The sequence below is a fragment of the Microcella pacifica genome (genome assembly GCF_009371975.2).
Lineage (GTDB): Bacteria > Actinomycetota > Actinomycetes > Actinomycetales > Microbacteriaceae > Microcella > Microcella pacifica.
Genome location: NZ_VIKT02000005.1, coordinates 135,835 through 147,964, shown reverse-complemented (window position 1 = coordinate 147,964; position 12,130 = coordinate 135,835). Strand labels below are relative to the sequence as shown.

14 protein-coding genes, 2 tRNA genes and 1 riboswitch are annotated in these 12,130 nt (G+C 71.4%); of the genes, 11 read left to right on the top strand and 5 right to left on the bottom strand.

Going from position 1 to position 12,130, the window contains the following annotated elements; all coding sequences use genetic code 11:
* Window positions 1-83: 83 nt before the first annotated feature.
* Window positions 84-156, bottom strand: a tRNA-Arg gene (locus FK219_RS04680).
* A gap of 73 nt (window positions 157-229) precedes the next feature.
* On the opposite strand from FK219_RS04680, the gene FK219_RS04675 reads away from it, so the two are divergent.
* The gene (locus FK219_RS04675) at window positions 230-973 is read left to right on the top strand and encodes a potassium channel family protein (protein ID WP_152583262.1); all 744 of its coding nucleotides are present in this window, start codon (window positions 230-232) and stop codon (window positions 971-973) included.
* Here the strand turns inward: FK219_RS04675 and FK219_RS04670 are convergent.
* The gene (locus FK219_RS04670; protein WP_152583261.1) at window positions 910-1,173 is read right to left on the bottom strand and encodes a thioredoxin family protein; all 264 of its coding nucleotides are present in this window, start codon (window positions 1,171-1,173) and stop codon (window positions 910-912) included. The two genes, FK219_RS04675 and FK219_RS04670, sit on opposite strands and share 64 nt — an antisense overlap.
* A 166-nt stretch (window positions 1,174-1,339) precedes the next feature.
* Between FK219_RS04670 and FK219_RS04665 the strand changes: the two genes are divergently transcribed.
* The 7 genes from FK219_RS04665 to FK219_RS04635 all read left to right on the top strand — a co-directional run bounded on the left by FK219_RS04665 (window position 1,340) and on the right by FK219_RS04635 (window position 5,268).
* Entirely contained in the window at window positions 1,340-1,987 is a 648-nt protein-coding gene (locus tag FK219_RS04665; protein ID WP_152583260.1) for a GDSL-type esterase/lipase family protein, read from the top strand.
* A 9-nt stretch (window positions 1,988-1,996) separates the two neighbouring features.
* Entirely contained in the window at window positions 1,997-2,617 is a 621-nt protein-coding gene (gene orn / locus FK219_RS04660; protein ID WP_152583259.1) for an oligoribonuclease, read from the top strand.
* Window positions 2,618-2,655: 38 nt separating this feature from the next.
* Window positions 2,656-2,731 (top strand) — tRNA-His (locus FK219_RS04655).
* Between the two features lie 87 nt (window positions 2,732-2,818).
* The gene (clpS, locus tag FK219_RS04650; protein WP_152583258.1) at window positions 2,819-3,154 is read left to right on the top strand and encodes an ATP-dependent Clp protease adapter ClpS; all 336 of its coding nucleotides are present in this window, start codon (window positions 2,819-2,821) and stop codon (window positions 3,152-3,154) included.
* Complete coding sequence (locus tag FK219_RS04645) at window positions 3,151-3,666, top strand: DUF2017 family protein (protein ID WP_152583257.1); 516 nt, start codon at window positions 3,151-3,153, stop codon at window positions 3,664-3,666. Before clpS ends, FK219_RS04645 begins: the two co-directional genes overlap by 4 nt.
* On the top strand, window positions 3,656-4,027 hold the full coding sequence (locus FK219_RS04640) for a metallopeptidase family protein (RefSeq protein WP_328821601.1): 372 nt from the start codon (window positions 3,656-3,658) through the stop codon (window positions 4,025-4,027). The genes FK219_RS04645 and FK219_RS04640 overlap by 11 nt, the downstream gene beginning before the upstream one ends.
* Window positions 4,024-5,268 (top strand): D-alanyl-D-alanine carboxypeptidase family protein, encoded by a 1,245-nt coding sequence (locus tag FK219_RS04635; RefSeq protein ID WP_152583256.1) that lies wholly within the window; start codon window positions 4,024-4,026, stop codon window positions 5,266-5,268. The genes FK219_RS04640 and FK219_RS04635 overlap by 4 nt, the downstream gene beginning before the upstream one ends.
* 39 nt (window positions 5,269-5,307) lie before the next feature.
* Here FK219_RS04635 and FK219_RS04630 read toward each other — a convergent pair whose 3' ends face one another.
* From FK219_RS04630 to FK219_RS04620, 3 genes are read right to left on the bottom strand one after another with little or no spacing between them, the layout of a single operon-like run.
* Window positions 5,308-5,796 carry a nucleoside/nucleotide kinase family protein gene (locus FK219_RS04630; RefSeq protein ID WP_152583255.1) on the bottom strand — a complete coding sequence of 163 codons (489 nt, stop codon included), beginning with the start codon at window positions 5,794-5,796 and terminating at the stop codon, window positions 5,308-5,310.
* Entirely contained in the window at window positions 5,789-8,143 is a 2,355-nt protein-coding gene (locus FK219_RS14075; protein WP_152583254.1) for an ATP-binding cassette domain-containing protein, read from the bottom strand. The genes FK219_RS04630 and FK219_RS14075 overlap by 8 nt, the downstream gene beginning before the upstream one ends.
* Entirely contained in the window at window positions 8,140-8,805 is a 666-nt protein-coding gene (locus FK219_RS04620) for an ECF transporter S component (protein ID WP_152583253.1), read from the bottom strand. Before FK219_RS04620 ends, FK219_RS14075 begins: the two co-directional genes overlap by 4 nt.
* A gap of 61 nt (window positions 8,806-8,866) precedes the next feature.
* Window positions 8,867-8,978: riboswitch (TPP riboswitch) on the bottom strand.
* Between the two features lie 30 nt (window positions 8,979-9,008).
* Between FK219_RS04620 and FK219_RS04615 the strand changes: the two genes are divergently transcribed.
* The 3 genes from FK219_RS04615 to FK219_RS04605 are packed head-to-tail and all read left to right on the top strand — an operon-like array spanning window position 9,009 to window position 12,126.
* Window positions 9,009-9,860, top strand: coding sequence for a TerC family protein (locus FK219_RS04615; RefSeq protein ID WP_152583252.1), 852 nt, complete (start codon window positions 9,009-9,011; stop codon window positions 9,858-9,860).
* Window positions 9,857-11,473, top strand: a complete 1,617-nt coding sequence (locus FK219_RS04610) for a GAF domain-containing sensor histidine kinase (RefSeq protein ID WP_152583251.1) — start codon at window positions 9,857-9,859, stop codon at window positions 11,471-11,473. Before FK219_RS04615 ends, FK219_RS04610 begins: the two co-directional genes overlap by 4 nt.
* Window positions 11,470-12,126, top strand: coding sequence for a response regulator (locus FK219_RS04605; RefSeq protein WP_152583250.1), 657 nt, complete (start codon window positions 11,470-11,472; stop codon window positions 12,124-12,126). Before FK219_RS04610 ends, FK219_RS04605 begins: the two co-directional genes overlap by 4 nt.
* The last annotated feature ends 4 nt before the right edge of the window (window positions 12,127-12,130 follow it).

Here is a 12,130-nt window from a genome sequence, read left to right as displayed (position 1 = left end):
CCGCGAGATCTGCTCTACGCGCCCCCGGCAGGAGTCGAACCTGCGACCAAGAGATGAGAAGGCACCGCGAGATCTGCTCTACGCGCCCCCGGCAGGAGTCGAACCTGCGACCAAGAGATTAGAAGGCTCCTGCTCTATCCGCTGAGCTACGGGGGCATCCAGCTCCCCCAGGATACCGGTCGGGCAGTGCCTCTGGCGGAGCCGCGAACCGATTCCGTAGCCTCGACTCATGACCTACGCACACTGGACCCGCGTCTCGGAGTGGCCTCTCGCGGCCGCCGCACTCGTCTTCTTCGGCATCTACGCCTGGCTCGTGATCGGCGAGCCCCCCACCGCTCTGGAGATCACGATCGAGGTGCTCCTCGTGGTCATCTGGGTGATCTTCGTCGTCGACTACGTGATGCGCCTCGTGCTGACCACGAATCGGCTGCAGTGGTTCGTGCGTCACCTGCATCTGCTGGCGATCGTGATCCTGCCGTTCTTCCGCCCGTTGTACCTGATTCGCCTCGTGAGCCTCGTGGGGCTGCTGAGCAAGGCGAGCGCGTTCCGCGGCCAGGTGACGATGTACTTGGTGACGGCGTCGAGCATGCTCATCCTCATCGCGTCGGTCGCGATCCTCGATGTGGAGCAGGATGCTCCCGGGGCGCTCATCACGTCGTTCGGCGACGCCATCTGGTGGGCGTTCGTGACGATCACGACGGTCGGCTACGGCGACCTGTTCCCGGTGACCACGGCGGGGCGGCTGGTGGCCGCGGGGCTCATGGTGGCGGGCATCGCGCTGCTGGGCTCGGTGACGGCGACGTTCGCCTCGTGGTTCGTCGAGCGCGTCGCGAGGCCCGCGACCTCGGAGCCGGCGACCGCGGCAGTGGCGCGTGGCGACGAGCCCGACCAGGAGGCCGGGAACGCACCTCAGTCGGCGGCGGAGGCGAGCGCGGCGAGCAGCCGCGGCAGCGGGGGAACGCCCTCGGCCTGAACGACGACGGCACCCCCGTCGTCGAGGACAACGACGGTGGGGGTGCGAGTGACGCCGCGCGCTTCGGCTCGCTCGGGGTGGTGGGCCACGTCGAGCTCGTCCCAGCGCAGACTCGGCACGAGCCGGGCGGCTTCGGCGACGACCTCGCGAGCCCGATGGCAGGGCTCGCAGAAGGCTGAGGTGTAGAGCTCGAGGCGCATGCGGGAAGCCTAGAGGCGGAGCATCCGTGCCCCCTGATGGCGGCCTCGCGGCGCGAACGGCCACATCGTCGTGTGCCGGCCAACGCCGGGTGAACACTGCGTGACGTCTGCCCCACGGCCGCGCGCGCGTCGCCGCGTGTTCACCGAGTCGGGCGAGACTCCTGCAATGGCACGGTGGGGGAATTATCGCGCGCTCGGCGACTCGGTGAGCATGATGCGCCGCGACGCGAGCGACCTCACCTTCGATTCGCCGACCTGGTCGTGGACGGATCGGGTCGCTCTCGCGGTCGAGAGCGTGGCCCGACTGCGCGGGGAGGCGGCCCAAGGATGCTCGCTCGCGAGCCCCGGCGCGACCGTCGAGCAGCTCGTGCACGACCAGGTGCCGCGGGCGCTCGAGGCGGGCGCCGACCTCGTGACGATCCTCATCGGCACCTCGGAGCTGCTCGACGGCTCCGCACGCCCCGCCTCGCTCGCCCGCCGTCTGGAGTCGGGCGTGCGCACGCTCACCGCAGCCGGCGTGGACGTCGTGCTCGCGACGTGCCTCAACCCGCCGACGGCGATCGTGCCGCGACGGCGGCGCGTGCGCACGGCCGAGTTCACGGCAGAGCTGTGGTCGATCGCCCGCACGCACGACGCCTCGGTCGTGGATGCCTGGTCGTTGCGCGATGCGCGCCTGCGCCCGCTCGGCACGGGTGATCGCGTGCATCTCGGCGAGGAGGGCCACCGCCAGCTGGGCACGCGGGCCGTGCACGTGCTGGGGCTGCCGTTCGTCGAGCTGGGCGGCCGCCCTCGAGCGTCGGCGGCCGGCGGCTAGACTGCCGGAGTGAGTGCCGCTACTGATCGTCTCGTCTGGATCGACTGCGAGATGACGGGTCTCGACCTCGCGTTGGACGACCTCATCGAGGTCGCCGTGGTCATCACGAACTACGACCTGGAGCCCGTGCACGACGGCTTCTCGATCGTCATCGCGCCCACCGAGCGGGGTATGGCGAACATGAGCGACTTCGTGCGCGAGATGCACGCCTCAAGCGGCCTGCTCGACGAGCTGCCGCAGGGCGTGCCGCTCGAGGATGCCCAGGCGCAGATCATGGCGTACCTCACCGAGCACGTTCCGACCGCTGGGCAGTCTCCCCTCGCGGGCAACACGATCGGCACCGACCGAGCGTTCATCGCGCGCTCGCTGCCGCAGGTCGACGCGCACCTGCACTACCGCAGCGTCGACGTCTCCTCCATCAAGGAGCTCGTGCGTCGGTGGTTCCCCCGCATCTACTTCAACGCGCCCGCGAAGGACGGCGGGCACCGGGCCATGGCCGACATTCTCGAGTCGATTCGCGAACTCGACTACTACCGCAGGGCGGGGTTCGTCGCCGAGCCGGGGCCCAGCTCTGACGACGCTCAGGCGGTCGCGGCCGACATCGTGCAGAAGTGGGAGCCCCGGCTGTAATACACTGGGGCGGCAGCGTGCGCGAGCACGGTGACACGGTGGGTATAGCTCAGCTGGTAGAGCGCCTCGTTGTGGTCGAGGAGGCCGCGGGTTCAAGCCCCGTTACTCACCCCACTGGCTGATCGGGCTCGGGTTCTTCCCGGGCCCGATTCGCCTTTTCTGGAGTAGCTTCGTGCCGCTCCGCCCCCGCGTCCTCCCCGCATGTTCAGTCGGCTGCGCGAGACTAGGAGCGTGACTCCCCCCGCCGGCACCTCCTCGTCCGTGGCCGAGAGGCTCGACGAGCAGACCCTGCACGCCTCGCAGGTGCCGTGGTCGACGGTCATCTGGAACGACCCGGTGAACCTCATGAGCTACGTCTCGTGGGTGTTCCGCCGCCACTTCGGCATGACGCGAGAGGACGCTGAGCGCGCGATGCTCGCCGTGCACCACGACGGTCGCGCAACGGTCGCGGAGGGCAATCGCGAGGCGATGGAGCGCCACGTCGAGGCGATGCACGAGTACGGACTGTGGGCGACCGTCGAGAAGGCTCCCCGATGAGGGGCTTCCAGGCGACGGAGGCTGGCTGGCAGGCCATCCTCGAACCGGAGGAGGCGCGCATTCTGCTCTCGCTGAGCCGTCAGCTGCAGTCGCTGCTCGCCGACAGCCTCGAACCGGATGCTCTCGCCGACGGCGCCGTGCGTCGCCTGCTGCCCGATGCCTATCGCGATGACCCCGAGGCCGCCGAGGAGTGGCGCCGCTTGAGCCGACGCGGCCTCGTCGAGCGCAAGGTCGCGCATGCCGCGACCCTGAGCCGCGCGCTCGCGGCCCCCGCCATCGCCTCGGAGCCGACGACGATCACGCTCGACGCCGACGACGCCCTCGACTGGGTGCGCGCTGTCGGCGACCTGCGGCTCGTCCTCGCCGACCGCATCGGCATCGTCGTCGACGGTGACGAGGGCACGACGGCGGAACCGGGGCTGCGAGAGCTGTACGACTGGCTCGCGTGGATTCAGGACGACCTCGTGCGCGTGTTCGAGTCGGGTGAGGGCGGTGCCGACGGTGACGAGTGAGCCTGCAGAACTAGACCTCGACGAGGCCGCGTTCGAGCGGCTCGTCGTGGAGGAGCTCGACGCGCTGCCCGACGAGATGGTCGAGGGGCTCGACAATGTCGTCTTCGTGACCGAGGCGAGGCCCGAGGACGGCTCCCTCGACCTGCTGGGCCTCTACGAGGGGGTCGCCCTCACCGACCGCGGCCAGTACGGCTTCGGCGAGCTGCCCGACCGCATCATCCTTTACCGCGAGCCGCTGCTCGCCGCCGCCGAGGGCGACCTCGAGGAGCTGCAGGAGCAGATCCACATCACGCTCGTGCACGAGATCGCCCACTTCTACGGTATCGACGACGACGAGCTGCACCGACTGGGGTGGGCGTGAGCCGGGGTGCGCGCCGCGCGCGGGCAGTCGTGAGCGGCGTCGTCGCCCTCGTGATCGTCGCCGCCGCGGCGTACGCCGCGGCGGCGCTCCTGAGCCCGCTGCCCGCACTCGAGGTGCAGCCGCGCGAGCTCGACACGAGCGCTGTGGGCGCCTCGCTCGACGAGCTCGTACTGCCTGATGCCGGGGCGACAGCCGTTGCCCTGCCCTCGGGCGAGCCGGTTCTCGCCGGCGAAGAGGAGCCCCGCCCCATGGCGGGCGTCGCCAAGCTCGTGCTCGCGCACGTCGCCCTCGACGCAGAGCCCCTCGAGGTGGGGCGCACGGGCGAGACCGTTCAGATCGATGCGGCGACAGCATCCCGCTACCGAGAGCTCACGACGGCGAGGGCGCGCACCGTGCCTGTACAGCAGGGTCAGGTCTGGACGCGCCGCGATCTGCTCGCGGCGACCGTCATCGGCTCGGGCAACAACATCGCCGAGTTACTCATGCTCGAGGTCTTCGGCGGCCTCGACGCCTATACCGCAGCGGCCTCGTCGTGGCTCGACTCGGTCGGGCTCGCCGACACCGCGGTCGTCGACGCGACGGGCCTGGACTCGGGCAACATCTCGACCGCGGGCGACCTCGCGCGACTCGCCCAGCTCACGCTCGCCGACCCGGTGCTCGGCGAGCTCATGACCGACCGGCCGCGCACCGCGACCTCGGGGGCCTCGTGGGGCGATGAGGCCGCGTACGTGGTCGACACCGGCGCGATCGGCCTCACGCGCACCTATACGGATGCGGCCGGAGTCGTACTGCTCCTGGCCGTGCCCGTCGTGGCCGCCGGCGCGGGGGGCGAGTCGGCCACTCCCGTCGCTCTCGCGCTGCTCGGCCAGCCGGGGTACGCCCAGGCCGAGGTCGCGGTACGGGCGCTCATCGCCTCCCTCGCCGACGTCGTCGCCCCCACCACCCTCGTGGAGGCCGGCGCGACGGTCGGCGAGCTGCGGTCGGCGTGGGGCCAGAGCACGAGCATCCTCGCCCGCGACGCGGTCGCGGTCACTCAATTCGACGGCAGCACGATCGAGGTGCGCCTGAACATTCCCGCGCGCCAGACCGTGCTCGAGGGCACGACCATCGGGCAGCTCGTCGTCTCGTCGCCCGACGGCGAGCAGGTCTCGAACCTCGTCGCCGACGGCACGATCGCGCAACCGGGCGTCGCCTGGCGCTTCGCCGACCCCGCGACCGTCATCGGTCGCTGGACGGGCTGAACGCGACGAGCACGGGCACCCGGGTCAGCCCGGCCTCGCTCAGCCCGGCACGACCTCGTCGGCGGTGCCGCGCGGGTCGTGCCGGTAGGCGTGCCACTCCTCCTGCCGCGCCCAGCGCTGCCAGTTGCGGGCGAAGACCTCGCCGTCCCGCGCGATCGCGCGGCGCCGCCGCTCGACGTCGTCGGTCAGCTCGATCCAGAGGGCGTGATCGGCGAGGGCACGCGCGGTCGGGCTGATCGCCCCGCAGCCCTCGATCACGAGGGGTCGCTGCGGGTCGAGGTCGTGCCAGGTGCCGGGGCGGGCATCCGGCCAGTTCCACGACCGCCAGCGGGGCGGTCGCCCCTCCGCGATCGCCCGCAGCACATGGTGGAGCACATGCGCTTCCGCAGCCTCAAGGCCGCCCCAGCCCGGATAGACATCGTCGAGGCTCAGCAGCTGCGCGCCGGTCGACCGCGCGAGCTCGGTCGCGAAGGTTGTCTTGCCCGAGCCCGACCGCCCGTCGATGAGGGTGATGCGATCTCTAACCACCGACCACTCCGATCACGGGGTTGAACGTTCCGACCAGCACCGCCGTCGTTACCGCAGCAGCCGAGACGAGCACGGCGGTCGCAACGACAGCCGTGTCGGATGCTCGCCACGGCGACGGCCGAATCCACGTGCGCGGCCCCGGAGCTCCGAACCCTCGCGCCTCCATGCCGATCGCGAGCGCCGACCCGCGGCGTATCGACAGCACGAGCAGCGCGAACACCAGACTCGCGGCACGCCGCACCCGGCCGTGATCGCCGAGGCCGCGCGCGCGGCGCGCCCGCTCGAGCAGCCGCGCGTCGTCGCGCAGCACGGTCAGCAGTCGCAGGGCCGCGACTCCCCCGAGCACGAAGCGACTGGGCAGGCGGAGGTTCTGGCCGAGAGCATCCCCCAGCCGCGTCGCATCGGGCCGCGAGAACAGAGCGATCGCGGGTACAGCGATAGCGAGAATGCGCAGCAGGGTGGCGAGCGCGAGCTCGAGTGAGCCGTCGCTGATGCTCACGAGCCAGAACTCGGCGTAGACCGTGCCGCTCGGCTGGCCGTAGAAGACGATCGTGAGGGCGGCGAACGGAGCCGCGATGAGAATCGGAGCGATGCGGTGCAGCAGCAGTCGGGCCGGGATGCCCAGCAGGGGTATCAGCAACAGCTGCAGCACGAGCGCGACCGCGGCCGACACGACGTCGATCGTCGTGACGAGCAGCAGGGCTGGCACGAGCGAGGCCGCGATCGACGCGACCGGGTTGAGCCGATCGCCGAGCGTCGCCGACCGAGACGGTGTCTGCGAGACCGACGCTGTCGATGCGTGGCTCGGCGTGTCGGGGTTCGGCTGCGGCGTGTTGGCGAGTTGTGTCGGTCTGGCAGACACGAGCTCGGGGGCGCCCGGGGCGGGCAGGGCGACCTCGCGTGCGCCCAGCGCCTCGACGAGGGCGCGGTCGTGCGTCGCCATGACGACAGCACCGCCGGCGTCGCGGTGCTCGGCGAGCAGGGCGGCGAGCTCGGCCCACGTTCGCGAGTCCTGCCCGAACGTGGGCTCGTCGAGCAGCAGCACGGGCGGGGCCGCCGCAAGGGCGGTGCCCACCGAGAGACGGCGTTGCTCGCCACCGCTGAGCGAGAACGGGCTCACTCCACCGAGCCGCCGCAGCCCGAGCCGAGCGATCAGCGCATCAGCGGGCGCAGGCGAGCCGTCGAGTGACCCCGCGCGCGACGCGACGAGCCCGTGCGCACGGTCACCGCGGGCGCCGGCGTACGCGCGCTGCCCCACGGCGAGCTCGTCGCGAACCGTGCCCGCGACGAACTGATGCTCGGGGTTCTGGAACACGACGCCGAAGCGCGCCGCGAGGTCGGCCGAGCTCCAGCGCTCGGGTGCGCCAGCCGCGAGCGCCTCGATCGACCCGGCAGCGGGTGGCAGGAGCCCCGCGAGGGTGAGCAACAGCGTGCTCTTGCCGCTGCCGTTCGGCCCGGTGAGCGCGACGATCTCGCCGGCGCGCACCTCGAGATCGAGCCCGAGCGGAATCGGCTCGCCCCCGGCCGGTTGCACGTCGAGCCGGGCTGCTTCCACGAGCACATCACCCCGCAGTGCCGAGGCGGCCGCTGGATGCTCAGGCTCGCGCCCGGGAACCCAGACGCCGCGCGCCGAGAGCTCTGCACCCTGCTCGGCCAGCACCTCCTCGACGGGCCCGTCAGCCACGACGCGGCCATCGTCGAGCACGACGACGCGGTCGACGAGCGCGGCCCACACCTCGACGCGGTGCTCGACGACCACGAGGGTGAGTGCGCGCTCGCGCACGAGCCCGTCGACGGCGCGCGCCACGTCGACGACGCCGGCGGGGTCGAGCTGCGCGGTCGGTTCGTCGAGCAGCAGGGCTGCGGGCTCGAGCGCGAGCACTCCGGCGAGGGCGAGCCGTTGACGCTGCCCGCCCGAGAGCCGGGCGCCCTCGGCGTCGGCAGGCAGGTCGAGCCCGACGGCCTGCGGCGCCGAGTCGACGCGCTCGGCGATCTGCGCGGCCGGCACCCCGAGGTTCTCCGGCCCGAAGGCCACGTCGTCTCGGGCGCGAGCGAGCACCAGTTGAGCATCCGGATCTTGCAGAAGGAGCCCGACCCGCCCGCGCGACTCGGCCACCGGGCGGTCGTCGACCGTCAGGTTGCCGCGCTGATCGCCCTCGTCAGACCCGCCCAGCACGCCCGCCCAGGCCTGCAGCAACGTCGACTTGCCGCTTCCCGACGCGCCGAGCAGCAGCACCCGCTCTCCAGGAGCGATGCTGAGGTCGACCCCGTCGAGCACGGGCGTCGAGCGGCCCGCGGGAGTCCAGCCCCAGTCGTGCGCCCCGAGCGAGGCGGCGGCGGTCGTCACGAGGTCGATCGGTGCTCCACGGCTTCATCTGCCGACGTGGCCTCGCGCTCTGACTGCAGAGCGAATTCGCGACCGGCCGCGAAGCGCGAGAGGGCGCCCGTGCGCGCGAGTCCGCGCACGATGAGCCAGCTGCCGAGGCCCGCGATCACGGCGCCCGAGAGCATCGCGCTCACGGCATAGACGACCATGAACTCGGGGCGTGCTGCGGCGTAGTAGAACGTGAGGTCCATGATGGTGAGGCCGACTCCGGCGCCCACTCCCGCGACGATCGCGGGCACGAGACCCCAGGCGCGGTAGAGCAGAATGGCGAAGACGATCTCGGCCCCCAGGCCCTGCACGAGACCCCAGGCGAGCGCCGTCCAACCCCAGAAGCCGCCGAGCAGCGCCGAGACCGCGGCCGCGACGAGTTCGCCGTACAGGGCCGCCCCCGGCTTGCGCACGATGAGGCCGACGAGCACAGCAGGAAACAACCAGACGGCGTAGACGAGCGCCTGCAGACCCGGCAGCACGGCCTCAATGGGCGCGGTGAGCGGCGAGTAGACGAGGTTCCACAGGGTGAAGACGAGGCCGCCAGCGACGCCCAGGACGCTCGCGACGACGATGTCGACCACGCGCCAGCGCATGCTGGGGCGGGTGGTGGGGGAAGGTGCGGTGGTGACCATGGTGTGCCTTTCGCTCTGCGCGGGCACGCTCGCACGGCCCGCGAATCGGTATGGCACGGGTGATGTGAGATGTAGTCCTCCCTGCGCCGGCATGATCCGGATCAGGTTCGACGGTCGAAGCGTGAGTTGCGCTTCCTCTCAGCCCGGTTCACCGGACTCCCGTGTACGAGCCCAGTCTATGCGCAGTCAGTAGGATCGCGACCATGGAACTCGCCTTCAGCCCCGAGCTGCTCATCGCCTTCGCCACGCTGCTCGTGCTGGAGATCGTGCTCGGCATCGACAACGTCGTCTTCATCTCGATCCTCGCCGCCAAACTCCCCGCCGAGCAGCAGAACCGGGCGCGCATCGTCGGGCTGAGCCTCGCGATGCTCATGCGCATCGGTCTGCTGTTCGCCGCGAGCTGGATCATCGGGCTCACCGCCGACCTGTTCACCGTGCTCGGCATGGGCATCTCGGGCCGCGACCTCATCCTCATCCTCGGCGGGCTCTTCCTCGTCTACAAGGCGGTCATCGAGATCCACGAGAAGCTCGAGGGCGAGGAGGAGCACGCGCGCGGCGGCAAGGCCGCGACCTTCGGCGGCGTCATCGTGCAGATTCTGCTCATCGACATCGTCTTCTCGCTCGACTCGGTCATCACCGCCGTCGGCATGGTCGACGAGCTGTGGATCATGATCGCGGCCGTCGTCATCGCGATCGCCCTCATGCTCTTCACGGCGAAGGCGATCAGCGACTTCGTCGCGAAGCACCCGACCGTCAAGATGCTCGCGCTCGCCTTCCTCGTCCTCATCGGCGCGACGCTCATCGCCGAGGGCGTCGACGTGCACATCGACAAGGCGCTCATCTACGGCCCCATCGCCTTCGCGATCGGCGTCGAGGTACTCAACCTGATCTACCGCGGGCGCCAGGCGAAGCGGCGCGCGGCTGAGCCGCAGCCCGTCACCCTGCGGCCGTTCATCATCAAGGACGCCCCCGAGGGCCGCATCACGCCCGTCCCGGTCGGCGCCGAGCGCCGGGCCGTCGCCGACTCGATGAACCACCCCGACGGGGCCCCGTGAGCCCCAGTTCCTCCCGCAACCCGCCCGCCGACCGCTCGTCGGGCGCACCGACGAGCCCGAACATCGAGTCGCTCATCACGCGCGTGCTCGATCACGCGGCGAGCCCCGAGGAGGGGCACCGCCGACTCGCGGTGCTGCTGAGTGCGGCAGGATCGGTCACGCAGGAGCTCGACCTCACGGCCGCTCTGCAGCGCATCGTCGAGGTCGCGCGCGAACTCGTCGGGGCGCGCTACGGTGCGCTCGGCGTCATCTCCCCCGACGGCGGCTTGGAGCGCTTTCTGCACGACGGCTTCACGGCCGAGCAGGTAGAGGCTCTCGGGCCCCCGCCGAGCGGCCGCGGAATTCTCGGCGCCGTCATCACCGAAGGGCAGAGCATCCGTCTCGACACGCTGGCGGATGATGCGCGGTCGGTGGGGTTCCCCGCCCATCATCCGCCCATGGGGTCCTTCCTCGGCGTGCCGATTCCGGTCGGCGACGCCGTCTTCGGCAACCTCTACCTCACCGAGCGCGCCGACGGCCCCTTCGACGAGGTCGATGAAGAGGTCATCGCCGCCCTCGCCGCCATGGCGGGCACGGCGATCGCGAACTCCCGCCGCTACGAGCAGTCACGGGATGACCGGCGCTGGCTCGCCGCCTCCGAGCGCCTCAACCAGCGCCTGCTGGCGGGCGAGCTCGACCCCGACGACCTGACCGTCGTCGCCGACGTGGCCTCAGAGCTCTCCGGTGCCGACGTTGTCGTCGCCGTCGACTCGGCCGGCGGCTCGGCGGGCGACGCTCTCGCGCACGCCCGGCAGGAGCTCGACCGTCGCGCCGACGGCGCCCCGCTCGGGCCCGTGCTGCTCGTGCCTCTCGAGGGCGGCCCCGATCGGGAGTCCGGCGCCCTCGGCATCGCGCGCGGCGAGCGCGGGCACCCCTTCACGACCGCGGAGCGCGAGACCATCACGCGGTTCGCGCGCTCTGTCGCGATTGCTCGCGACCTCGCCCGCACGCGCAGCGATGAGGAGCGCATCGCCCTCGCCGACGAGCGCGACCGCATTGCGCGCGACCTGCACGACCACGTGATCCAGAGCCTCTTCGCCGTCGGGCTCTCGCTGCAGAGCGTCGTCGGCGACCCCCGCACACCCGTCGGCAGCCGCATCGCCGCTCAGGTCGAGGCGATCGACGCGACCATCCGGCAGATCCGCCACGCGATCTATCGGCTGGAATCGCCGGCGGGCGCGAGCGACTACAGCCTGCGCGCCCGCATCAACACGCTCGTGCGGCAGACCCTCGAGGGTGAGGATCTCGATTCGAGGCTCGAGTTCTCGGGCCCCGTCGACACACTCGTCGACACCGAGCTCGGCGACGAGGTGGCCGCAGTCGTGCGCGAGAGCCTCTCCAATGCGGTGCGGCACGCCCGGGCGTCGAGCGTCGCCGTCTCGATCGCCGTGCGCGGAGCCCACGTCACCGTGACCGTGTCCGACGACGGCGTCGGCATCGGCCCGCACTCGCGTCGCAGCGGCCTCGACAACCTGGCCGCTCGTGCCCGGCAGCGGGCGGGAGAGTTCTCGGTGGCGAGCGCCGACCCGCACGGCACCGTGCTGAGCTGGACGGTACCGTGGGAGGCACGATGAGCGAGCCCGTCACCGTCTTCCTGCTCGACGACCACGAGATCGTGCGTCGTGGGCTCAGCGACCTGCTCGAGCACGAGGACGGCATCACCGTCGTCGGCGAGGCGGGCCTCGCGCACGGTGCCGCCGACGCCATTCTCGCCTCGGGCGCCCGCGTCGCCGTGCTCGACGGTCGCCTGCCCGACGGCAGCGGCATCGATGTGTGCCGCGACGTCAAGTCGCTCGACCCCGGCATCGGCTGCCTCATCCTCACCTCCTACGACGACGACAAGGCCGTGCTCGCCGCCGTGCTCGCGGGGGCCAACGGCTACCTGCTCAAGGAGCTGCGGGCCACGGCCCTCGTCGACGCGATTCGACGCGTCGCGGCGGGTGAGTCGCTGCTCGAGCCCGGCGTGACCGAGCGCGTCACCGCGCGCCTCACGCAGTCCGTCGACGGGCCCTCGCCCCTCGATGCGCTGACACCGCGCGAGAAAGACGTTCTGGGTCTCATCGCCGAGGGCCTGTCGAACCGCGAGATCGGCGCCAGGCTCTTCCTCGCCGAGAAGACGGTGAAGAACAATGTGAGCGCGATCTTCGCGAAGCTCGGCATGCAGCGCCGCACGCAAGCGGCGGTCCTCGCCGCGGAGTGGCTGCCGCGCGAGCGCCCCGCCCCCTGACCGA

Coding starts and splice junctions, on each gene's coding strand:
- FK219_RS04675 (WP_152583262.1), top strand. CDS start 230: ATGACCTACGCACACTGGACCCGCGTCTCGGAGTGGCCTCTCGCGGCC.
- clpS (WP_152583258.1), top strand. CDS start 2,819: ATGTTCAGTCGGCTGCGCGAGACTAGGAGCGTGACTCCCCCCGCCGGC.
- FK219_RS04605 (WP_152583250.1), top strand. CDS start 11,470: ATGAGCGAGCCCGTCACCGTCTTCCTGCTCGACGACCACGAGATCGTG.
- FK219_RS04670 (WP_152583261.1), bottom strand. CDS start 1,173: ATGCGCCTCGAGCTCTACACCTCAGCCTTCTGCGAGCCCTGCCATCGG.
- FK219_RS04665 (WP_152583260.1), top strand. CDS start 1,340: ATGGCACGGTGGGGGAATTATCGCGCGCTCGGCGACTCGGTGAGCATG.
- FK219_RS04620 (WP_152583253.1), bottom strand. CDS start 8,805: ATGGTCACCACCGCACCTTCCCCCACCACCCGCCCCAGCATGCGCTGG.
- FK219_RS04645 (WP_152583257.1), top strand. CDS start 3,151: ATGAGGGGCTTCCAGGCGACGGAGGCTGGCTGGCAGGCCATCCTCGAA.
- FK219_RS04615 (WP_152583252.1), top strand. CDS start 9,009: ATGGAACTCGCCTTCAGCCCCGAGCTGCTCATCGCCTTCGCCACGCTG.